Origin of the sequence: Mycolicibacterium chlorophenolicum (genome assembly GCF_001044235.1) — a bacterium.
GTDB lineage: Bacteria > Actinomycetota > Actinomycetes > Mycobacteriales > Mycobacteriaceae > Mycobacterium > Mycobacterium chlorophenolicum.
In genome coordinates, this window is the sequence record NZ_JYNL01000030.1 from 228,463 (window position 1) to 254,251 (window position 25,789).

The 25,789-nt window shown below is 70.7% G+C and carries 1 protein-coding gene; it reads right to left on the reverse strand.

Annotation, left to right across the window (positions count from 1 at the left end; translation table 11 throughout):
* Window positions 1-25,752, reverse strand: a complete 25,752-nt coding sequence (locus MCHLDSM_RS15875; RefSeq protein WP_053083002.1) for a non-ribosomal peptide synthase/polyketide synthase — start codon at window positions 25,750-25,752, stop codon at window positions 1-3.
* Window positions 25,753-25,789 lie beyond the last annotated feature (37 nt).

Genomic DNA, 25,789 nt, shown 5'->3' on the forward strand with positions numbered 1-25,789 from the left:
TCAGTCCTGCCGGTGGGTCAGATCGGCGGCCAGCACCGGGCCGATCTCGTCGAGTGCGGTCGGGCCCAACACGTCCGCGTGCCGGCATTGCACGGTCATCACGCGCAGCGAACCCGGAATGTATCGCCGCCAGGCCTGTGACGCGACTCCCCACCTGTCGTCCTCCAGCGCAGCGTCGACGAAGAACACCTCGCCGTCATAACGGCCGTAATCGGCTCTCACCGTGAACTTCTCGGCGGCGATGTAGTTCTCGACGGCCGCAGCGATCTGCGTGTCGTCGAGGATGGCGATGGCGTCGTCGTGAGCCCGCATCAGGTCGATCGCCTCCGGGACCGTCAGACGATCGCCCACATCTGCCGCAAACCCCATCTCGCTGAGCACGGACGCCAGGACCGCCTCGCGGTCGAACTCGCCGCTCGACACGTGCGGATAGGAGTCCAGCATCCCGACGTAGCCGACGTCGCGGCCCCGGCGGACCAGTTCCTGGGCGACCAGCAACGCCAGGACACCCCCGAATGACCAGCCGAGCACCCTGATCGGGCCCGTCGGCGCCACCCCGGTGATGGTGTCGGTGTAGAGATGCACGAGTTCGGTGAGGTCGTCGGGGAGCGCCCCGCCTGAGAACAACGGCGACTGCAGCGCGTAGATCGGGATCTGCTGGGGCACATGACGTTTCAGTGCGGTATAGGGCCAGCTCAGCCCGCTGGCCGGCGGGAGGCAGAACAGCGGCGGGGCGGTGCCGCCCGTGCGCACCGGCAGGATCGGCGCGAAGCTGTCGTGGCGGTCCTCGCCGGACAGGAGGCGATCGACCGCGGAGACCGTCGACGCGACCATCAGATCGCCCACCGAGAGTTCATCGGCGACCACCGGGAACTCACGACGAATCGCTGACGCCAGACGCACCAGCAGCAATGAATGCCCGCCCAGCTCGAAGAAATCGGCGTCGACCGTGGTGACGGGGGTCTGCAACACCTCACCGAACAAGGCGCAGAGCGTGTGTTGACGGGTCGTGGACGGTGGCCGGCCGGATGTCGACCCGCGCTGGGGCACCGGCAGCGCGCGCTTGTCGAGCTTGCCGCTGGGCGTCAACGGAAACACGGTGAGCTCGACGAAATCGGACGGCACCATGTGCAGGGGTAGATGGCGCGAGGCGTAGTCGCGTATCGGTTCGTCAGCCGGATGGCCGGTGGGCAGGTAATAGGCGAGCAGTCGGTCCCCGCGGGCGACGACGCGCGCCGAGGCGATCGCGGGGTGGCTGTCGAGCACGGCCTCGATCTCCCCGGGCTCGATCCGCACGCCGCGCAGTTTGATCTGTTCGTCGGTGCGACCCAGGTATTCGAGTGCCGGTGCCCCGTTCGCGCCGACGCGCCAGCGCACGAGGTCACCGGTGCGGTACATGCGGGTGCCCGGCGTGTAGGGGTTGGCGACGAACCGCTCGGCGGTCAGGCCGTGGCGGTGCAGGTAACCGTCGGCGAGTTGCGTTCCGGCCAGGTACAGTTCGCCCGCCACATTGTCGGGCACCGGGTTCAGGTAGATGTCCAGCACGTGGGCTCGGACGTTCCAACCGGGCAGCCCCAGGGCGACCGGGCCGCCGTCGGCGGTCCAGTTCAGTACGTCCACCGAAGCCTCGGTCGGACCATAGAGGTTGTGCAGTGGGGTGTGCGGGCAGATGCGACCGAATCTGCGGGCCAGTTCGGTACTGAGCGCCTCACCCCCGACGGTGACCCGGGTCAGGGAGCGGCAGTTGCGCACCGCGGGTTCGTCGAGGAACACCTCGAGCATCGAGGGAACGAAGTCGACGGCGGTGACGCGCTCGTCGGCGATGACCTCGGCGAGGTATCGGGGCTCGCGGTGGCCGCCGGGACGGGCGATGACCAGGGTGGCCCCGGTGCTCAGCGGCCAGAAGACCTCCCAAACCGAGGTGTCGAAGCTGATCGGGGTCTTGACCAGCATCCGGTCGGTGTCGTCGAGGGGGTAGGCGTGTTGGAGCCAGGCGATGCGATTGACGATGCCTGCGTGGGCGACGGCGACGCCCTTGGGCGTGCCGGTGGATCCCGAGGTGTACAGCACGTAGGCCCAGGACGCCGGGTGAGGGTCGGGAAGGCTGGCGGGCGGTGGACCGTACTGCGCCCCGCGGATGTCGGCGACGTCGTCGAGCACCTCGGCCGGTGTCGCATCGGCGATCATGAAATCGATTCGCTCGCCGGGGTATTCGGGGTCCAACGGCAGGAATGCTGCGCCGGTCTTGGTGACTGCGACCAGTGCGACGACGAGCTCGACGCAGCGTGGCAGCCGGACCCCGATGAGCGTGCCCGGGCCTGCGCCCGCACCGATCAGTCGAGCGGCGAGGCGGTCTGACCACTCGTCGAGCTCGGCATAGGTCAGTTCGCCTGTGTGGTCGCGCACGGCACAGGCATGGGGGCTGCGCCGGGCCTGGGCTGTCACCATGGAAGCCAGGCTCGTCGCCTCGACCACGTGACCGGTGTCGTTGCGCGCGGCCAGAGACGCCTGTTCGGCCGGCGCGAGTACGTCGAGTTCGGCGATGCGGACCGTGCTGTCGCGCGCGACCTGGTCGAGGACGGCCACCAACCGTTCGGTGAGGGCGTGGGCCGTGGACCCGTCGAACAGGTCCGAGCTGTACTCGGTGGTGACCACACCGCCGCCGTCGCTGGTGTCGGTGACGGTGAAGCCGAGGTCGAAGATCGCCGTCGACACCGTGTGCTCGTGCCAGTGCGCGGACATCCCGAACAGCATGGAGTCGTCCCCGTCGCGGCGGTGGTGGGCGATGAAGACGTTGAACAACGGGTTGCGCCCGTGGACCCGGGGCGGTTTGAGCGCGTCGACGACCTGATCGAACGGCAGCTCGGCGTGGGCGAACGCAGCCAGGTCGGTATCGCGCACGCGGGCGAGCAGCTCGTCGAACCGGGGGTTGCCCGAGACGTCGGCCCGCAGCACGACGGTGTTGATGAAGAGACCCACCACGTCGCCCAGGGCGGTGTCGTCACGGCCCGCCACCGGTGTCCCGGTGACGATGTCGGTGCCCGCCCCGATGCGGTGCAGCAGCGCGGCCACCGCGGCGTGCACCACCATCAGCATGCTCACCTTATGGTGGTTGGCCAGGGCGCCCAGCGCGGCGACGGTGTGCGCGTCGAGGTCGCGGTGCAGCGCACCGCCGGCGCCGGTGGGTTCGGACGGCCGGGGGCGGTCGGTGGGCAGCGGCAGTTCGTCCGGCGCGTCGCGCAGAGCGTCGGTCCAGAACTGCCGATGCGCGTCACCGACCTGGGCGAGCAGGTCCTGCTGCCAGCTCGCGTAGTCGGCATAGTGCACCGGCAGGTGTTGCCACTCCGGTGCTCGGCCTTGCCGTCGTGCGGTGTACGCCGCCTCGAGGTCGCGCAGCAACGGTGCGTCCGACCACTCGTCGGTGGTGATGTGATGCAGCAGCAGCACGACGGTGGTGGCGCCGTCGGAGCCACGGATCACGCTGGCGCGCAACGGGATCTCGGAACGCAGATCGAATCGGTGACGTACTGCCGCGGCGATCTGGTCGTCGATCTCGGGACCGGTGCCCTCGATGATCTCGACCGGCACGGCGGTGCCGGCGGGCTGGATCTGTTGGGCGAAGCCGCCGTCGTGCTCGACGAACACCGTGCGCAGCGACTCGTGGCGGTCGACCACGTCGCCGAGCGCCCGGGTCAGCGCCACCACGTCGAGTTCCCCGTCGAGGGTGACCACCAGCGGGTAGTTGTAGGCGACCCCGGTCTCGGGGAGCTGATCGAGGATCAGCATCCGTTCCTGCGCCGGGGACACCGGGACGACCTCGGGCCGAGGTCGAACGGTCAGTTCCGGTCGCCGGTCCGCGGGTGTGTTCGCCGCACCCACGACGGCGGCCAATCCGGCGACCGTCGGATTGTCGAACACATCGCGCAGCGACAGGCTCACCCCGAAAGCCGCCCGCACCTTGCCGATCAACCGGACACCGGCCAGCGAATGCCCGCCGAGGGCGAAGAAATCGGCGTCGATGTCGGCGATCTCGGCATCGAGCAGCGACCCGAAGAGCTCACACATCCGGCGCTGGACATCGTCGGTGGGCGGTCGCCCCGTCACGCGGGTGCCAACGGAGTCCGGAAGTGCGCGTCTGTCGAGCTTCCCACTGGGCGTCAGCGGGAAGGCCGCGAGCTCGATGAACTCCGACGGAACCATGTGGACGGGCAGACGACGCGCGACGTACTGGCGCAACGGGTCGTCGATCGGCTCCCCACTGGGCAGGTAGTAGGCGAGCAGTCGGTCGGCGCGCGCGATGACCCGCGCCGAGGCAACCGCCGGATGACCGCCGAGGACCGCTTCGATCTCCCCGGGTTCGATCCGTACGCCGCGCAGCTTGATCTGGTCGTCGGTGCGGCCGAGGTAGTCGAGAACCACCGCGCCCGAGGGCGTCGACCGCCATCTGACCAGATCCCCGGTGCGATACAACCGGCTTCCGCCGGCGCCGAACGGGTTGGCGACGAACCGTTCGGCGGTCAGGACGTGCCGGTTGAGGTAGCCGTCGGCGAGCTGGACCCCACCGAGGTAGAGCTCCCCGGGGGTGCGGTCGGCAACCGGCGTGAGATGTTCGTCGAGCACGTAGGCGGTGACGTTCCACCCGGGTACACCGAGCGCCACCGGGCCGCCGTCGGCGGTCCACCCCAGCACGTCGACGGAGGCCTCGGTCGGACCGTAGAGGTTGTGCAGCGGGGTGCCGGGGAAGGCGCGCGCGAACTGTCCGGCCAGCTCGGCGCTCAGCGCCTCGCCGCCCACTGTCACCCGGGTCAGCGAGTTGCAGGTCGCCGCGGCGGGTTCGTCGAGGAAGACCTCGAGCATCGAGGGGACGAAATCGACGGCGGTGACCTGGTTTTCGGCGATGGTCTGCGCCAGATACTCCGGTTCCCGATGCCCGCCCGGGCGGGCGACGACCAGCGCGGCGCCGGTGCTCAGCGGCCAGAACACCTCCCACACCGAGGTGTCGAAACCGACGGGTGTCTTGACCAGCATGCGGTCGGACACTCCCAGCGGGTACGCGTGCTGCAGCCAGGCGATCCGGTTGACGATGCCGGCGTTCGGCACCGCGACTCCCTTCGGGGTGCCGGTCGACCCCGAGGTGTACAGGATGTACGCCCAGGAGGACGGGTCGATCTCGGGCAGCGGGCCAGGTGCTGTGTCCGCCCGGGCGCGCCGGACCTCGGCGGCGTCGTCGACGACGACGACCGGCCGCGCGTCCGTGATCATGTGGTGGACACGTTCGCGCGGGTAATCGGTGTCCAGCGGGAGGAATGCCGCGCCCGACTTGGCGATGCCCACCAGCGCCACGATCAGCTCCACCGACCGCGGCAGCGCGAGACCGACGATCGCCCCGGGTACCACGCCACGCCCGCCCAGGCGCGCCGCCCACCGGTCCGACCATGCGTCGAGTTCGGCATAGCTCAGTTCGTCGGCCCCGGACACCACGGCGAGGACGTGCGGGCTGCGGCGGGCCTGCGCCGACACCAACGCACCGAGGCTGGTCGGTGGCAGCGGGTGCGCGGTCGCGTTGCGTTCGACGAGCACCGAGTGTCGTTCTGCGGCGGTGAGAATCGGAAGATCGCGCACGTGCACCGCAGAGTCGGTGGCCGCCCCGACGCACACCCGCACCAGCCGGTCGGTGATCTCACGCACCGTCTGCTCGTCGAAGAGATCCCTGCTGTACTCGGTGACCAGGTGCGCCGAACCCGATCCGGGCGCATCGACGAGGGTGAACCCGAGGTCGAACATGGCGCCGTCGGGCGGCAATTCGTGCCAGTCCGCGGGCAGGCCGAAGATCGACGGGTCGTCGTCGCGGCGGTGGAAGCCGACGAACACGTTGAACAGCGGGTTGCGGCCCGCCGCGCGGGTGGGGTTGAGGTCCTCGACGATGCGGTCGAACGGCACGGTGCTGTGGGCGAACGCAGCCAGGTCGGCGCTGCGGACCCGGTCGAGCAGCTCCGCGAAGTCGGGGTCGCCCGACAGGTCGGCGCGGAGCACCACGGTGTTGACGAACAAGCCCACCACGTCGTCGAGCACCGACCCATCGCGGCCTGCCACCGGCGTACCCACCACGATGTCGGTGCCCGCCCCGAGCCGGTGCAGCAGCGCCGCGACGGCAGCGTGCAGCACCATCAGCATGCTCGCCTGGTGCCGGGCCGCCAGGGTGCGCAGCGCCGCCGCGGTGGCGGCGTCCAGGTCGACGCGGAGGGTGCCGCCGGCGCCACTCGGTGTGGCCGGCCGGGGCCGGTCGGTCGGCAGCGGCAGCTCGTGGGGAGCGCCACGCAGCGCCGCACGCCAAAACGCGAGCTGGCTGTCCTCGATGTCGGTCAGCAGTTCGCGTTGCCAGAGTGCGTAGTCGGCGTACTGCACCGGCAGCGGTTCGGTCACCGGGGCCTGGCCGCGCCTGCGGGCGTGGTACGCCCGGTCCAGATCCGTCAGCAGCGGCGCATCGGACCATTCGTCGGTGGCGATGTGATGCAGCAGCAGCGCCACGGTGTGACGTTGCGGATCGTGGCGAAACACGCTGACTCGCAACGGGATGCCTGATTGCAGATCGAACCGGTGGGCCACCGCCGTGGCCAGCTGCGTCTGCAGGTGCGCGTCATCGCAGTCGATGACGTCGATCGGGACGTTCACCCCGGGCGGCAGGATCTGCTGGGTGAAGCCGCCGTCGCCTTCGGGGAACATCGTGCGCAGCGACTCGTGGCGGTCCACCACGTCGCCGAGGGCTCGGCGCAGGGCGGGCAGATCGAGTGCGCCGTGCACGGTGACGGCCAGGGGATAGTTGTAGGCCACGCCCGACTCGCCGAGTCGGTCCATGATGAGCATGCGTTCCTGCGCGGGGGACACCGGGATCACGTCGGGGCGCGGACGCGCCTGCAGGCCGGTCCGCTGCGTCGTCGCGGGCCGGCTCTCGAGCCTTTCGGCGAGTCGTGCGACCGTCGGGTGATCGAAGACGTCCCGCAGTGACAGCGTCGCGCCCAGCTCCGCCCGCACCCGGTTGATCAGCCGGATGCTCGACAGCGAATGCCCGCCGAGTGCGAAGAAATCGGCGTCCACACCGGCCACCGTGGTCCCCAGCACCTCGCTGAACACCGCGCAGAGAACCTCCTCGACCGGTGAGCCGGGAGCGCGGCCCGCATCCTGGCCGGGGTCGGCGTCGACCTCCGGCAGCGCCCGCACGTCGAGCTTGCCGTTGTCGGTCACCGGCAGCTCGTCGAGCACACCGATGGCCGCCGGCACCATGTACGCCGGCAGCGACGCGCGCAGATCGGCGCGCACCCGGGCGGCCAGATCGCCGGTGTCGGTCTCGGGGTCGGTGGGCACGACGAAGGCCACCAGCCGGGGCGAGCCCGTCGGGTCGGGCCGGGTGATCACCGCCGCCTGCGCCACCTGCGGGTGCTCGACCAGAGCGGACTCGATGTCACCGAGCTCGACGCGGTAGCCCCGGATCTTCACCTGGTCGTCCGAGCGGCCGCGGAAGTCGAGATTTCCGTCAGGGCGCCGGACGACGATGTCGCCGGTCCGGTACATCCGTGCGTCGAAGTCCGCGTCGGCGCCGCGGAACGGGTCGGCGACGAAGCGGCTCGCCGTCAGCGCCGGCTGCCCGAGATAGCCCTGCGCCAAGCCGGCGCCCCGGATGTAGAGCTCGCCGGCCACGCCGTCGGGGACCGGCCGCAGCGCGCGGTCGAGGATGTGGACGGTGGTGTTCCAGATGGGTTGCCCCACGGTCGGAGTGGGGCTCGAATCGGTACCTCCGCCGAGCGTGTTGATCGTGTACTCGGTCGGACCGTACAGGTTGTAGCCGGAGGTGTTCTCTCGCAGTCTGTTCCACACTGCCGTCGAGACCGCCTCCCCGCCCAGCAGCACCAGCAGGGGGGGATGCCCGGCGGGGTCGAGCAACCCCTGCTCGAACAGCAGTGCCGCGTAGGTGGGTGTCACGTTGACGACGTCGATCCGGTGACGGTGGCAATAGGCCACCAGCGCGTGGGCGTCCCGGCGCAGCGTCTCGTCGCAGATGTGCACTTCGTGGCCTTCGATCAGCCACAGCAGCTCTTCCCACGACATGTCGAAGGAGAACGACACCGTGTGCGCGACCCGGATCCGGCGTCCGCCGGCCTCGGCGATCGCCGGACCGAAGATCGCCTCCCGGTGGTTGAGGTGCATGTTGGTCAGCCCCCGGTGGGGGGTCACGACACCCTTGGGCCGGCCGGTGGACCCGGAGGTGTAGATGACGTAGGCCGTCTCGTCCGGATAGGGGGAGTAGCCATCCCAATCCGGCCGAGCGGCAGCACATTCGGAGGTGACGGCGTCGCCGTCGAGGAGCCACGACGGGCACGCCGACGGTGCCAGGCCGGTGATGCGGTCGGCGACCGCGGCGGTGGTGAGCACACAGGCGGGCTCGGCGTCGTTGAGCATCGCGGCGAGCCGGTCGTCGGGGTAGTCGAGTTCCAAGGGCAGGTAGGCCGCGCCGGCCCGCAGGACACCGAACAGTGCCACCACCGCCTCGATCGACCGGGGGATGGCCAGCGCCACGATCGCACCGGAGCCGATGCCGCGGTTGCGCAGCACCCAGGCCAGCCGATTGATGCGTGCCTGCAGGTCGCGGTAGTCGACGCGCTCGTTTCCGCACACCAGGGCAGTCAGCTCCGCGCTGTGATCGGCGCGGTGGGCCAGCAGATCGGTGACCGTCGCCGGCGGCAGCTCGTGCCGGGTGGTTTCGTCTCGGGCCTCGAGGGCGGCGACCTCACGCGGCATCAGCACCGGCACGCCACCGAGGGGTTCGTGGGCCCCGGCGGCGGTCAGGTGAATCAGCAGGTGCTGCAACCGATCCAGCAGGCGGGCGGCGTGGTCGCGCTCCACCACGTCGGGCCGGTATTCGAGCTTGACCCACAACCGGCGTCCGGGCGAGGCCACCCATGTCAGCGGATAGTGCGAGGCGTCGATCGAATCGTGCCCGACGATGCCGTGCTCGGCCTCCATGTCGGTGAACGTGTCGTCCCCGAGGAAGTTCTGCAGCACGTAGAGGCTGTCGAAAAGCGGGGTGGCGCCCGCGAAGGTGTCGTTGTCGGGGTTGGCCGCGGCCAGCGCGCGCAGGATGTCACCGAGACCGAGATACTCGTGATCCATCAGGACCAGGCGCGCAGACTGCACCGCGTGCAGGGTTTCGGAGAGCGTGTGGTCGGGCCGTAACCGGACCCGGGTCGGGACGGTGTTCAGGAACAGCCCGATGACCTCGTCGATCCCGTCGATCTCGGTCGGTCGCCCCGCCACCGTGGTGCCGAGAACCACGTCGTCGCTGCCTGATTCGTAGCCGATCACCATCGCCAGCGCCGTGGTGATCACCGCGTTCAGGGTGACTCCCCAGGCCTGTACCCGCGTGGTCAGTGCGGCGGTCTGCTCCTCGGTCAGGAAGAACTCGAGCCGCAGCGCGAGGGTCGGTTCGGTGCCGACGGCCGAGGGCACCAGCAGCGACGGCCCCGCAAGACCCGCGAGTGCGTCGGCCCACGCGGCCGCGGATTCGGATGTGTTGCGGCCGGCCAGCCATGTCAGGTAGTCGGTGAACTGTGCCGGGGCCGGGGGCACGTGCGCCGAGCCGCCCCGGCGGGCCGCGGTGTACTCGCCGAACAGTTCGCGGAGCAGGTGTTCGCGCGACCAGCCGTCCAGCAGCAGGAAGTGATAGCTGAAGATCAGTCGGTCAGCAGCGCCGGTGCGCACGACAGTGAAGCGGGCCAGCGGCGGTGCGGACAGGTCGAAGGTGCGTAACCGGTCGGCCTCGGTGATCCGGTCGAGTTCGGCGGCCATCGCAGTCTCGGGCCGGTCGCTGATGTCGACGACCTCGACCGTGACGGCCGGGTCGGCGGCCACGGCTGCCACCGGGTGCGGCACGCCATCGGCCCAGAAGCCGCACCGGAGAACCGGATTGCGCCGCATCACCTGCGAGTACGCCGCTTCCAGCGCGGGCACGTCCACCGGCTCGGCGACGTCGAACACGTTCTGCACGATGTAGACCGCGGCCGGCGAGTAACTGGCCTGGAAGAAGACACCTTCCTGCAGGGGTGACAGCGGCCAGATCGTCTCCACCGGACCGGGCGCTGCCAGGACTGCGTCGATCTGCTTCTGGTCCAGCGAGACCAGCGGCAGATCCGACGGGGTCAGCGACGCCGCCGGGGCGCCCGTGCCGGCGTCGCCCATCTCCCGCAGAACGGCGGACCAGTGCGCGGCGAGGTCGCCGACCTCGTCCTCGGTCAGTTCGCCGTCGGCGTAGGTGAACACGGCGCGCAGGCGCGGTCCCTGTGGGGTGTCCTCGCAGTGTGCGTTGATCTCCAGCAGGTAGGGCGTACCCAGGTCGGGGTCGGGATCGACGCGCAACGCCGCCGATTCCGGGGCCGTTCGCCAGTCGCCTTCCTCACCGCCGGCCGACCGGCCGAGATAGTTGAACAGCAGTTGGGGCGCCGCCATTCTGGCGAGTGGGGCCGCGGTGCGCGGATTGCAGTAGCGCAGCAGACCGAATCCGACACCGCCGTCGGGGACGGCGCGCACCGTCTCCTTCACCTGTTTGAGAGAGCCGATCAGATCGTCGGCCGGGTTGCCACCGCCGAGGCGCACGGGCGCGAGGGCAGTGAACCACCCGACGGTGCGCGACAGATCCGTCTGGTCGCCCCAGCGGTCGCGGGCATGCCGTTCCAGGTCCAGCACCAACGGTGCGTCCGGTGCGCCACCGCGCCCGGTCCGCCATCGGTTCACCGCGAGATACAGCGCGGTGAGCAGGGTCTCGGTCACGTCGGCATTGGCCGTCGCAGGCACGGTGGTGAGCAGCGGCACCGTCTCCTCGACGGTGAGCCGAATCTCGTGATCTCGCGTCGCGCCGACGGTCAGCCCCAGCGCGTTCGACTCGGCGACGAGCTCACCGCCCGGGGCCAGTGCGGAGCTCCAGAGCTCGAACTCGGCGAGGCGAGTGGCCTGCTGGGCGTTCTCGTTCACCATGCGCGCGTAACTGCGGTACGAGGTGGGCACCGGCGCCGCGATGGGGGACCTGCCGCCGGCGGCCTGGCGGCACGCTTCAGCCAGGTCGTCGATCAGGATGTTCCAGGACACCGCGTCGACGGCGAGATGGTGAACCACCAGCAGCAGCCTGCCCCGCTGCGCCGAACCCCGGTCGAACCACACCGCCTGCAGCACCGAGCCGGCCTCCGGATCCAGCCGGTCGGCAGCCGCGTCGGACTCGCGCGCGATCACCTCTGCCAGTTCGGCGTCCGGTATACCGCCGACGTCCACCCGGGTCGCCGAAATCGGTGCCGCGGCAGTGGTTTCGAGCGACCAGAGGCTCGGGATCGGCCGCACCAGCCGTATCCGCAGCGCATCGTGGCGGCGCACCACCGCGTTCAGTGCCGCATCGAGGTGTTCCAGCGTCAGCCCCGCCGGGGTGTAGAGCAGGTCTGCCTGGTTGAACCGGTCGATACGGCCGCCGAGTTCTGCGAGTCGCAACACGATAGGCGTCGGCGGCACGTCACCGGGTTCGGCGTCGGCATGGGGTTCTGGTTCGCTTTCTTGGGCCGACGCGCGCGGCGGGGTCGCGAGCTCTGCCAGCGCGGCAGGTGTGCGCGCGGTGAAGACCTGCTGCGGGGTGAGCTGCAGACCCAGTCGCCGCGCCCGGTTGACCAGCTGGATGGCGACGATGCTGTCGCCGCCCACCACGAAGAAATCGTCGTCGACTCCGACTGGTGCTCGCAGGATCTCACTGCACAACGCGGCGATCTGCTCCGCTGCGTCCCGGCCTGGTGCCGGTGCGCCGGACGGGGCAGGAGGCGCCGCGGACTCCGGCGCCGGCAGGGCCGCCCGATCGAGTTTGCCGTTGACCGTCAGCGGCAGGTGGTCGAGGACCACGAACGCGGTGGGCACCATGTAGTCCGGCAGTCGCTCGGTGAGCGCCCGCCGGATCTCGGCGACCTCGACACCGCTGCCGGAGACCAGATAGCCGACCAGCCTGGCCCGGCCGGAGTCGTCGACGAGCACCGAGGCGGCGGCGTTGTCGACCCCGTCGAGCGCGACGAGTGCGGACTCGACATCGCCGAGTTCGATGCGGTAGCCACGGATCTTGACCTGATGATCGGACCTGCCCTGGTAGATCAGATCCCCCGATTCGGTCCACATCGCGGTGTCCCCGCTGCGGTAGAGGCGCTCGCCTGCGGCGTCGAACGGGTTCGCCACGAATCGGCTGGCGGTCAGATCGGGCCGGCCCAGGTAACCGCGGGCGAGTTGTGCACCGGCGATGTACATTTCGCCGACCACGCCTGCCGGGACCGGTCGCAGGTTCCGATCCAGCAGATGGATCCGCAGACCCGGGATCGGGCCGCCGATCACGCTGTCGGCGCCGGGGTGTGCATCGGCGGCCGCCAGGGTGCGGTGCGACACGTGCACGCACGTCTCGGTGATGCCGTACATGTTGACCAGCATCGGGTTTCGTGGCTCGTGCCGGCCGTACCAGCCGGCCAGCCGTGAGGTGTCCAGCGCCTCGCCGCCGAACACGATGTATCGCAGTGCCAGGATCGGCCGCAACCGCCGATCCGCCTCGGCGAGCGGGTAGAACGCCGAGGGGGTCTGGCTGAGCACCGTGACACGCTCTGCTTCGAGCAACCGGACGAACCGGTCGGGATCCCGGGCGTCCGCGGAGTCGACGAGTACCAGCCGGCTGCCGTGCCACAGCGCGCCCCACAGCTCCCACACCGAGAAGTCGAAGGCTGCCGAATGGAACATGGTCCACACATCGTCTGCGCCGAGATCGAAAAGGTCTGCGGTGCTGTGGAACAGCGCGGCGACGTTGCGATGGGAGACGGCCACGCCCTTGGGAAGGCCGGTGGAGCCGGAGGTGTAGATGAGGTAGGCGGTGTGCTCGGGCAGCACGGCGATCGGCGCGGTGGTCGCCGATCCGCGGGGCTGCTCGGCGTCGGCGAGCAGGACCGTCGGCGCCGCCATCCGGGGCAATCGATCCGCGTCATCGGTGAGCACGCACACCGGCGCGCAGTCGGTGACGATGTGGTCCAGCCGCGCAGCAGGGGAGTCGAGGTCGAGCGGTACGTAAGCACCCCCTGCCTTGACCACACCGACGATGGCGACGATCAGCTCCAGCGACCTCGGCAGCGCGACCGCGACCCGCGACTCGGGCCCCACTCCCATGCCGGTCAGCGTCTGCGCCACCGCGCCCGCGCGGCGATCCAGTTCGGCGTAGGTCAGCGCCGTGGACCCGACAGTGATCGCGACGGCATCCGGTCGCTGCGCTGCCGTTCTCGAAAACACCTCTGCGAGAGTCGGAGTCGTCCTCTCGACGGTCGGTGACGCGGTGCCGAAGCGGAGCTCGTCGGTGCCGCGCACGTCGAGTCTGTCGACGGGTTCGTCGGGCTGGTGGGCGAACGTGGTCAGCACCCGTTCGATCCTTTCGGCGTAGCGCGCGGCCTCGGCGTCGGAGACCACGGCGGTGTCGTACTTGATTTCCAGCGTCAGCCGTTCGCCGAGGTAGGCGACGAGGGCGAGCGGATAGTGCGGGGCGTCGGTCCCGGTGAACCCGTCGTAGGTGAGCAGCTGCTCGCCGGCCGGGGAGTTCGCCGCCGGGAAGTTCTCGACGACGACCATCGTGTCGAAGAACTCCCGCACCCCGGCCAGCCGGGCCAGCTCGGCCAGACCGAGGTGCTGCGCGTCCAGCACCCCGCTCTGCTGTTCCTGGAGTGCCCAGAACACCTCGGCGATCGAGCTGCCGGGTCGCCAGGACATCGGCACCGGGATGGTGTTGATGAGAAGTCCCACGACGGACTCCACACCGCCGAGGTCGGTGTCGCGGCCGGAGACCGTGGATCCGAACACCACCCGGGTGCGACCGAGCAGCCGGCCCAGCAGCAGGCCCCATGCCCCGTGCAGCGCAGTGGACATCGTGATGCCCTGGTCCCGGGTCAGTGTGATCAGCCGGGACGTCAGCCCGGCGGGCAGGTGACGGATCGCGCTGCGGTGCACACCGGCGCGGTGGTGGTCGGCGGTTCTCCCGTCGAACAGGGCGGTCGGTTCGACCCCGTCGAGCAATTCGGCCCAGGCGCGCCGGGCAGCGTCACGGTCCCTGCGTTGCAGTGATTCGGCGTGGTCGCGCAGCGTCGCGGGCGCCGGCGGCAGCGATCCGGGCTGTGCGTGCGCACCGTGGTACAGCGCGACGACGTCGGTGAAGATCAGCGGGTAGGACCAGCCGTCGGCGACGATGTGGTGCATCGTCTGGATCAAGCGGTGGTCGCGCGGGCCGACCGAAACCAGGGTGTAGCGCACCAGCGGCGGTTCGGCGAGATCAAACGGACGCGAAAGACGTTCGCGAGCAACGTCGTCCAGCGTTTCGGCAGCATCCTGCGGGTCGAGGCCGGACGCGTCGACGACGTCGAACTCCATGGGTACCTCCGGCCGGATCACCTGCGCCACCCGGCCGTCGTCGAGTTCTGCGAAGCTCGCCCGCAGCGCCTGGTGTCGCCGCATCACCGCGTCGAGGGCCTGCCGCAGGCGCTCGGTGTCGATCGCTCCGGACAGCCGAGCGATCTGCTGCACGCGATAGGTGTCCACGCCTTCGCCGTACACGCTGTGGAAGAACATGCCCTGCTGCAGGGGCAGCAGGGGCAGCACATCTTCGACGTCGCCGGCACGCTGCAGCGTGTCGACGTCGCGCTGGGTGAGTTCCACCAGCGGGAAATCCGACGGCGTGTGCCCGCTCAGCGCTGAGCACCGGGTCAGTGCACACAGCGCGTCGCGCCACCGGTCGGCCAGTGACTCGACGTCGGCGGCGTCGATCAGTCCTGCCGGCCAGGCCAGCGTGGCGCTGAGCGACGTGCCGTCGGGACGGTCCTCGGCGATCGCGTTGATCTCCAGCGCGACCGCCGGATTGGTGGCGTCGACGCCCTCGCGCAGCGCGCCGATTCCGGCCACCGGTGTCCAGTCCCGGCCACTGCCGCCGCTGAACCGACCCAGGTAGTTGAACAGGATCTGCGGCGCCGGACCCTGCAGCGACGGGTGGGCGCGGACGTGCCGCAGCACGCCGTAGCCCAGGCCGCGACGGGGGATCGCCCGCAATTGCTCCTTGACTGCTTTGGTCGCTGCGGCCAGCGCTTCACCGGCGTCGAGGACCTGGTCCCAGGACAGCGGGCCGGGATCGACGCGCACCGGGTAGATGGCGGTGAACCAGCCGACGGTGCGGGACAGATCGGGGTGTCCCGGCACGAGGTCGGCTTCCCGGCCGTGTCCCTCGAGGTTGATCAGTGCCGCGGTGCCTGCCTGCCGGCCCCGGTCGGCCCGCCACTGCGCCAGCGCCAGTGCCAGCGCGGTCAGCAACACATCGTTGACCCCGCCGTGTAACGCGGCCGGGATGGTCGACAGCAGCGCCGCGCTGATGTCGGACGGCAGTGAGAACGTCTGGCTGCGAACGGTTTCGGCCGTGTCGATCGCGGGGTCCGGCGCTCGGCCGCCCAAGGCGGGGTCCGGGGTGGCCAGCATGTCCGCCCAGTACGCCACCTCGTCGTCGAATCCGGTGGACGCACGCAGCGCCGCCGCCCAGGAGCGGAACGACGTCGCAACCTCGTCGACGCGGGCCGGCCGGCCGGCGGCCACCTCCGCCCAGGCTCGCGCCAAGTCCTCGCTGAGGATTCGCCACGACACACCGTCGATGACCAGGTGGTGGATGACGAGCAGCACCTGCCCGGTGACGCCGGGCGTGTCGAACCACACGGCACGGACCATCCGCCCATCGGCCGGTGACAGCTCGGCGGCAGCCGCGGCAGTCGCGGCTTCGACGTCGTCTTCGCTGAGGACGCCGGTCTCGCGGGACCACACCGACGCGACGTCCCCGGCGGCGTCTCCGACCGAGAGCGTCCAGCCCGTGTCGTGCACCTCGAGGTGGGCACGCAGCATCCCGTGCGCGGTCAGCACAGCTGCGAGCATCTCGTCGAGCTGCGGGCCGGTGAGGCCGGCAGGGGTGGCCAGCACCATCGACTGGTAGAAGTTGGCCAGCGGTGTGCCGGCGCGGGCGGTTTCAGCCAGCATCGGCGTGGCGGCGATCTCGCCGAGGCCGGTGTCGGGGCCGGCCGGGGCAGCGGAGGACACCTCGCCCGCGGTCGCGGCCAGCGCGGCGACCGTGCGCCGGCGGAAGATGTCGCGCGGGGTGATGTGCAGCCCGGCTTTGCGCGCCCGACCGCACACGGCGATCGAGGAGATGCTGTCGCCGCCGAGGCCGAAGAAGTCGTCGTCCACGCCGATGTCTTCGAGATCGAGAACGCCGGAGAACACCTGCAGCAGAATGGCTTCCGCCGACGACCGCGGCTGCCGGCTCTCGCCGCGGGTCGCGGCGACCGGTTCGGGCAGGGCCGCGGTGTCGAGCTTGCCGTTGACCGTCAGCGGCAGCGTCTCGACGACCCCGTAGCGGGTGGGCACCATGTACCCGGGCAGCAGCTCGGACAGCCGGCTGTGCAGGCCCCGGACGAAGTCCCCGCGGTCGTCCGGCGGTGAGGACGGCACGACGTAGGCGGCCAGGGTTTTCACCGGCGGGACGCCCGAACCCGTGCGCACCACGACCGCGCAGCGCGCGACGCCGTCAACGGCGGCGAGCACGGACTGGACTTCGCCGAGTTCGACCCGGTAGCCGCGGATTTTCACCTGATCGTCGGCGCGTCCCAGATAGTCGAGGATGCCGGGTTCGGCGGCGCCGGGCCGGCGGCGCACGAGGTCGCCGGTCCGGTACATCCGTCCGCCGGGAACATACGGGTCGGCCACCATGGACGCCGACGTCAGTCCGGCCCGTCGGTGATACCCGCGGGCCAGACCGGTGCCGGCGATGTAGAGCTCACCGGCCGCACCGTCGGGCACCGGGCGCAGCGCGGCGTCGAGGACATATCCGCGGGTGTTCCAGATCGGTTGTCCGACAGTCGCGGTGGCGCTGTCCTCGGTCCCGCCACCGAGGGTGTTGATGGTGTACTCGGTGGGGCCGTACAGGTTGTAGCCGGCGGTGTCCGGATGGTCGCGCAGCGCCGACCACACCTGCTCGCTGACGGCTTCGCCACCCAGCAGCACCAGCGCGGGAGCATGCCCGTCGAGAAGCCCGGCGTCGAACAGGTGGTGGGCATAGGTGGGCGTCACGTTGATGACGTCGATGCGGTGCCGGCGGCAGTAGCCCACCAGCGCGGGCGCGTCCCGGCGCAGCTCTTCGTCGCAGATGTGCACCTGGTGGCCGTCGAGCAACCAGAACAGCTCTTCCCACGACATGTCGAACGAGAACGAGACGGTGTGCGCGACCCGCAGCCGCGCCTGTTCGCGATCGCTGCCGCGGGCCCGTCGGACCGTCGGCTCGAAGATGGCTTCGCGGTGGTTGAAGTACATGTTGGTCAGCCCCGCGTAGGGCGTCAGCACACCCTTGGGCGTGCCGGTCGACCCGGAGGTGTAGATCAGATACGCCGGATGTGCCGGCCGCGCCGGACCGATGGGGCCGAGCTCGCTGTCCGACAGCGGTTCTGACGATGTGGCCGCGAGGGCATGCCGTGTGTCCGGGTCGTCGAGGGCGATCACGGTGGCGCCGTGCTCGCGAGCGCACGTGCCGATCGCGGTGTGGTGCGCGGTCGTCAGCAGCAATGCCGGGCGGGCATCGGAGACGATCGTGCGCAGCCGTTCGAGCGGCAGATCCAGCTCCAGCGGGAGATACGCCGCGCCGGCGCGCAGCACCGCGAACAGTGCGACCACCATGCCGATCGAACGCGGAAGCGCCAGCGCCACGAACGATTCGGGCGCCGCGCCGTGCCGGCGCAGGTAGCGCGCCATCGCGGTGACCCGGTCGTCGAACTCGCGGTAGCTCAGGCGCTCGCTGCCGAACACCAGCGCGGTCTCGTCGGGATCGGCGGCGGCGCGGCGGGCCAGCAGCTCGGCGACCGTGGCCGGCTCGACCTGACGGGCGGTGGCCGACCAGCGCCGCTCGAGCGCGGCGGCGCGCTCGCCCGACACGACGGGCAGTGCGCCCAGCGCCACGTCGGGCGTGTCGGCGACCGCCCCCAGCACCGCGAGCACCTGGGTGACCATCTCCTGGGCGCGGGCCGCGCCGATGACCCGGTGTTCGAGCTTGACCGTGAGCTCCCGGCCTGGGGTGAGCACCCAGGTGAGCGGGAAGTGCGTGGTGTCGTGATAGTCGACGGCGATCACACCGTGTCTCGACTCGAGCTCGGTGAACGTGTCGTCGGCGAGAAAGTTCTGGAAGACCAGCAGCGAATCGAACAGGGCCGCCGCGGAATCGCCTGCGGCACGCTGGATGTGGCCGAGGCCCAGGTGGTCGTGGCGCATCATCGAGATGCGCTGCTCGTGGATCGCGCGGATCGCGTCGGCGGCGGTGCGGGTGGGGGACAGGTCGGCACGCACCGCGACGGTGTTGAGGAACGACCCGATCGCGTCGTCGATACCGATCAGTTCGCCGGGTCGTCCGGCCACGGTCGTCCCGAGAACGACGTCGGTGGTGCCGGCGTGGTAGCCGGTGACTGCCGCGACCGCCGCGGTCACGACGGCGTTGAGGGTGACCCCGAGCGTGGCCGCCGTGGCGTGCAGCCGCCGGGTCACCTCACGCGACAGGTCGACGACGATGCGCTCCGGTTCGGTGTCGGCGAGCGCCGCCGGCTGGCCGGGTGCGACGCCGCTGGCCAGCGTGGGCTCCGGCAGGCCGCCCAGCAGGTGCCCCCACGCCTGACGCGCCTCGGCGTCGCCGACCTCGTCGACCCAGCGCAGGTATCCGGTGACCACGTCGGTATGTGGCCGTATCACCCCGCTCTCGCCGTGGGAGTCGTACAGGGCGAACAACTCCCGCAGGACCAGCTCGCGCGACCAACCGTCGAACAGCAGGAAGTGATAGGTCAGAAGCATCCGGTCCCGCCCGTCGGGCAGCCGGATCACAGTGAGTCGCATCAGCGGGGGCTGCGCGAGGTCGAACGGCGCGGTGCGGTCGGCCTCTCCGACGCGGCGTAGCGTCTCGGCGACCGCTTCCCCGTCACCGTGCGCGGTGAGGTCGACGACGGAGATCTCCGCCGGTGGATCGGCCAGGATCACCTGAACCAGCGCCGTGGCGTCGGGTGCAGGCATCTCCTCGGCGTGCTCGACGGTCCGGAAGCCCGCGCGCAGCTGGGGATGACGTCGCAGCAGCGAGCCGAATGCCAGGCCTAGTGCGTCGAGGTCGAGTCGCCGGTCGAAGTCGAACGTGTTCTGCGTGAGGTAGGTCGCCGAGGCGGCATTGCCCAGCGTGCTCTGGTAGTACACGCCCTGCTGCAGCGGCGACATCGCCCAGATGTCCTCGACCGCCTCGGAATCGGTGATCCGCCGCAGTGTCTCCTCCGACAGCCGGAGCGTGCCGAACCGGGGAATCGCCGCTCGCGCGAGGGCGGTGTCGGCAGCCAGTGCAGCGAGCCCGATCGCGGTACGGCCGCGGAACACGTCCTCTGTCGTCACCTGCAGGCCTGCGCGGGCCAGCCGACTGGTCACCCGGATTGCGGCGATGCTGTCACCGCCGAGGGAGAAGAAGTCGGCGTCGGCGCCGACCGATTCCCGGCCGAGCACGTCGGCGAACACCTCGACGATCGCGCGCTGCCGATCGTCAGCGGGCGGGACCGGCGCACCGGTCGAGGCCGGACGATCGTCGTCGAGGATCGCCAGGATTGCCGAGGTGTCGCGTTTTCCGTTGGGCAGCAGAGGGATTGCGTCCGCCTTTGCGATCGCCGAGGGCACCAGATGCCGGGGCAGGGCGCCGGCCGCGGCCGCGCGTATCTCGGCGACGTCGGGTCCGCCGGGTTCGGTCACCACGACCGCGGCCAGTTCCGGTCCACGGCCCACGACGGCGGCCTGGCTCACCCCGGCAACCCGCATCAGCGCCGCCTCGACCTCGGCCGGCTCGACGCGGTGGCCGTTGATCTTCAGCTGGCTGTCGGCGCGTCCCGCGAACACCACGCGGCCGTCGGGCAGCCGCGCCCCGAGATCGCCGGTGCGATACATCCGCCGCCCGCCGGGCGCGGCGACGAACCTCACCGCGGTGTGTCCCGGCCGGTGCAGGTACCCGCGGGCCAGCTGCGTGCCGGTGACATAGATCTCGCCGATCACGCCGGCGGGCAGCTCCGCCAGCGCGGTGTCGAGAATGCGGACGCCGGCACCCGGCACCTCGGCGCCCAGCGTGACCGTGTCGGCGTACTGGTCACCGGTGAGCACATCACCGGTGACCTCGGACGACCCGTACGAGTTGACGATCACCGAATCCGGGCAGGCCGCCTGGAGGGCGGTCAGGGCGTGCGGAGTGAGTGCTTCGCCGCTGACGATCCACCGCCGGATCGAGCCGACCTCGGCGGTGTGCTCCTGGGCGAGCGCCGCGGCCAGCGACGGGATCGCCACCAGTTGCCGGACGTCGTGCTCGGCGATCAACGCGGCCAGCCGCCGGCCGTCGCGCACGGCATCGTCGTCGGCGAGCACCGTGCACGCCCCGGCGACCAAACCGGCCAGCAGTTCGGTGGTGCCGTCGATGAACGACAGTGAGCTCTTCGCCAGCCTGATCGGTGCCGGCCATGCCTCGGTCGCCCATGCCAGCCGATTGGCCAGCGCGCCGTGCGTACCGATGACGGCTTTGGGCTCACCCGTCGATCCGGAGGTGTAGAGCACCGAGACCGCATCCAGCGGGCCGACGTCGACAAGCGGGAGGTCGGCGTCGTCGGGTGTCACCCGGTCCGCGTCGACCGCGGCGGTCCCGTCGGGGATCGTCGTGCCGACCACGCGTCGCCCGGCGGTGTCGGCGAGCACCGCACGGGGGCGGGCATGACCGAGCATGAACTCGATGCGGGGGCGCGGGTACCCGAGGTCGACGGGCAGGTACGCGGCGCCGGTCATCGTGATCGCCCACAGCCCGGCGACCAGGTCCGCCGACCGCGCCATCGCGAGGGCGACGACATCGCCCCGACGCACCCCGGCGTCGACGAGCAGGTGCGCCAGCCCGGCGGCTCTGGCTTGGAGTGCCCCGAACGTCACGGGAACGCCGCCGACGACCAGCGCCGGTGCGCCGGAACGTTCAGCGGCCGCCGTGGCGAGCAGCCGCGTGACCGAGCGGTCGCCGCGCGGGTGGGATTCGGCGTCGCGTGCGACGGCGGCATCGGCCAGCGCAATGCGCCCGCAGGCCAGCTCGGGGTCGGCCGCGACCGCCCGCAGCAGTGCTCCGAATGCTGCGGCGACCGCGTCGGCGAACGCATCGCAGAGCCGGGTGCAGTCGTTGGTGACCGTGACCGCGACCTGCTCGCGGACGGTGATCGTCACGGTGAGCGGATAGTGCGGCGCCTCGATCACGGTGATGTCGCCCAGCTCGAGGTCTGGGCTCGAATGTGTGCTGGCGCCCAGGTTTTCGATCACGACCAGGGAATCGAACAGGTCGTCGACACCGGCCATGCGCAGCGCCTCGGGCAGCGGCAGGTGATGATGGTCCAGCAGTGTCGCCTCGGTGTGCGCCAGCCGCGCCGCCACCGCGCGGACGGGGTCCTGCTCGGTCCAGCGAACGCGCATGGGGATGGTGTTGACGAGGAGCCCGACCATCCGGTCGACGTCGAGCAGGTCGGCGTCGCGGCCCGACACCACAGTGCCGAACGTGACGTCGGTGCGGCCGGTCAGCCGGCCCGCGGTGAGCCCCCAGGCGGTGTGCAGCAGCGTGCCGATCGTGACACCGGCGTCGCGCGCGGCTGCGCCCAGCAGCCGGGCATCCATCGATCGTGCGGTGCGGCGGCCGAATCCGGTGTCGCGGGAGAGACGGAGGCCGTCGGCCGCCGCGATCCGGGTCGGTCCGTCGATGCCGGTCAGTACGGGCGTCCAGGCGAGCCGGTCGGCGGCCTCGTCGCGGTCGGCGAGCCAGTCGAGGAAGGAGCCGAACTGCGGGGCCGGGCCGGGGAAGTCCTCACCGGCGTACGCGGTGAGCAGGTCGTCGAGCACCAGCGGCACCGACCAGCCGTCGGCGACGATGTGGTGCACGGTCTGGATCATCGTGTGCAACTCGTCGCTGTGGCGGACGAGCACGTACCGCGTGAGCGGCGGCGCGGCGAGATCGAAACGGCGAAGCCGTTCCCGTTCGGCGTGTCCGGCGATCACCTCGCCGGCGTCGGCGATTCCGGCGTCGACGACCTTGAAGTCCGGCGCGACGACGGCGGCGTGGACCGACACCGGGGTGCCGTCACCGAGCGTGGTGAACGCTGCCGACAGGGCGCGGTGCCGGGTGACGACGGCTTCGGTGGCCCGTTGGAACCGGTCGGTGTCGAGGGGTCCCCGGATGTCGACGATCTGCTGCACGACGTAGGGGTCGTTGCGTCGATCGAACGTGGAATGGAAGTAGATGCCCTGCTGGGTCGAGGTCAGCGGCAGCACGTCGACCAGATCGCGGTAGCGGGCCGCGAGGTCGGCGACGTCACGCTGGGTCAACGCGACCCGCGGGAAGTCGGACGCGCTGTGCCCGCGGACGTGCTCGCTGCCGGCGATTCTGCCCAGCAGCTCGCACCACAGCCTTGCCAGCCGGTCCACCTCGGATGCCGAGATCGCCGCGGCGGGCCAGTTGAAGGTCGCGCGCAACACGGTTCCGGTGGGCGCGTCGACGGCTTCGGCGTTGATCTCCAGCAGCCGGGGCAGCGGCATGGCGGGGTCGCGCCCCTCGAGGACCGCGTGCTCGTCGGCGAACGCCCACGGACGATCCGCGGCGTCGAAGCGGCCCAGGTAGTTGAACAACACCTGGGGAGTGGCGACCGGCACGGCGTCTGTCGGGTGCAGGTACCGCAGCGCGCCGTAGCTCAGGCCGTGTGACGGCACGGCCCGCAGCTGGTCCTTGACCGAGCGCACGGCGGCACCGAGCGCGGCGTCGTCCCGCACCGCCGCGCGCCAGTCGATGTCTTTGTCGCACAGCAGGACCGGGTACAGCGTGGTGAACCATCCGACCGTCTCGGACAGGTCCAGATCGCCCACGGCGTGACCTTCACGGCCGTGGCCTTCCATTTCCACCAGCAGATCCCCGGACCCGTGCACCCCGCGGTCGTCGAGCCACACCCGCAGCGCGAGATACAGCGCGGCCACCATCGGATCGTTGACGTGGCCGTGGATGCGGTCGGGCACGGTGGTCAGCAGGGCGGCGGTGACGTGCTCCGGCAGCTCGACGATCAGGGCGGCTTCGCTGGCCACCGTGTCCCGCGTCGGATCGAGAGACCGGTCACCCCAAGCTGTTTCGGTGACCGTGCCGAGGTGTTCCCAGTAGCGGTGGTCGGCGTCGAAGGCGCCCAGTGCGGTCGCGTCGGTGAGCTGCCGGGCCCACTGCAGCCATGGCGTCGGCGCCGGCGGGAGTGCCGGATCGGACCCCGAGGTGAGCCGGCGGTGCGTGGTCTCCAGGTCCTCGGCCAGGACGCGCAGCGACACCCCGTCGACGACGATGTGGTGGGCGATCACGACGAGCCGGCCGGGTTCGCCGGGATCGGTCAGCCAGCCGGCGGCGATCATGACGCCGGCCGCGGGGTCGAGGAGCGCGACCAGCCGGTCCCGCATCGCCTCGACACCGTCGTCGAGACGGCCGGTCAACAGCGGTACCCGCGGGGCGGAGTCCGGGATGGTCAGCTCAGTGGGTGTCGCGCCGGTCGATGCCCACAGCAGGTGGTGGCGGGCCACCACGGCGTCGAGGACCGACCGCACGGTGTCCTCGTCGAGATCGGCCGGCGTCACCAGCGTCATGCCCTGGTAGAACCCGTTCAACGTCGACGCCGCAGCAGGCCGTCCGACGTCGGCCAGCCAATGCAGGATCGGTGTCGCCGGCACCGCACCCGTGGCGTCACCGCTGTGCAGCGCGACCGGTTGTGCCTCGGTGAGCAGTGGGGCGAGTGACTCGACGGTGCGGTGGGCGAACATGTCGCGGGGACGCAGCGTGTACCCGGCTGACCGCACCCGGCTGACGACGCGGATCGCGACGATGCTGTCGCCACCCAGCCGGAAGAAGTCGTCGTCGACGCCGATGTCGTCGAGGTCGAGCGCGTCGGCGAAGGCGCGGCACAGCAGCGCCTCCCGCGGGTTGCGCGGCGGCGTGGTCCCGGTCGCCGAGGATGGTGGCGGAGGGGCGGGCAGCGCGCGCCGATCGACTTTCCCGTTGGCGGTCAACGGAATCCGATCGATCGTGAGCACACTCGTGGGCACCATGTACTCGGGCAGCCGGGATCGGCACCAGTCGGCGATCCGGGTGTGCAGTGCGGGGTCGTGGCGTGCTGCGTCGGTGGCGACCACATAGCCGACGAGGTGGTCGGCGCTGCCCTGCCGGTGCACGGTGACGACGGCCTGGCGAACCGCCGGGTGCGCGGCGATCGCCGACTCGATCTCCTCGAGTTCGATGCGCCTGCCCCGGATCTTGACCTGGTTGTCGGTGCGGCCGAGGAACTCCAGCGACCCGTCGTCGCTCCAGCGGGCCAGGTCGCCGGTGCGGTACATACGGGAGCCGTGGGCATCGAACGGGTTGGCCACGAAGCGCGACGCGGTCAGCGGGGCCGCGTTGACGTAGCCGCGGCCCAGCAGGAATCCGGCGGCGTACAGCTCACCGCCCACACCCGGGGGGACCGGACGCAGGTCCTCGTCGAGGACATAGAGCTGAGTGTGCGGATTCGGCCGGCCGATCGAGGTGGCGATCCGCTCCGCGGAGTCGCGGTAGATGACATGGGAGACGCCGATGGTCGCCTCGGCCGGTCCGTACCCGTGATACAGCGTGGTGGTGAGCTGCCGCCGGAATCGGACGAACAGGCTCGGGGTCAGCACCTCACCTCCGCACCACACGTGGCGCAGGGAGCTCAGCGCGCTCGGCGATCCCGCCGACGTCCCGAGCCGGTCGAGCTCGAGCAGGGTGTCCAGCATCGAGGACACCAGGTAGACGAACGTCACCTGCTCGTCGCGGATGAGGTCGAGCAGGTAGTCGGGATCCCGGTCGCCGTCGGGTGCGGCGATCACCACCCGGCCCCCACTGACCAGGGGCAGCAGGATCTCGTTGACCGAGATGTCGAACGACAGCGGCGCCTTGAACAGCGATGCGTCGTCGGCGCCGAATCCGAGGATCTGGTCGCGCTGCCACACAAGTCGCTCGGCGATCGCCTCGTGGCGGATCATCGCGCCCTTGGGCCTGCCGGTCGACCCGGAGGTGAAGATCACGTAGGCGAGCTGGGCGGGCTGCACCGCGGCCTCCGGCAGTGTCGCCGACTCCGAGCCGTATCGCCAGTCGTCGAGGTCGACGACCAACGTCGCTACGCCCCAATGACTGTCGTCGGATGCGGTGACGAACGCCGTGCGGGCGCCCGCGTCGGTGAGCACCTGCTGCCGGCGGTGTGCCGGCCACGCCGGATCCAGCGGCACGAAGGCCGCGCCGGCGAGCATCGTGGCGAGCACGCAGACCACCATCTCCGCCGAGCGCGGCACCCCGACGGCGACCGTGGCCTCCGGACGGTCATCGACGGTGCCGAGGGCGTGGGCGAGCTGGGCGGCCCGTTGCCCGAGCTGTCGATAGGTGAGCCGGCGCGCGCCGTCGACGACGGCGACCGCGTCGGGGTCGTGCAGGCATCGGGTGGCGAACAACTCCGGAACCGTCGACGTCTGTTCAGGCGTCGACCGGTTGTTCCACCGATCCAGGAGTTCGGTGATGTCCAGCGAGTCCGCGGTCACGTACCGGCAACCTCTCCGTCGTCTCGAGGTGATGTGT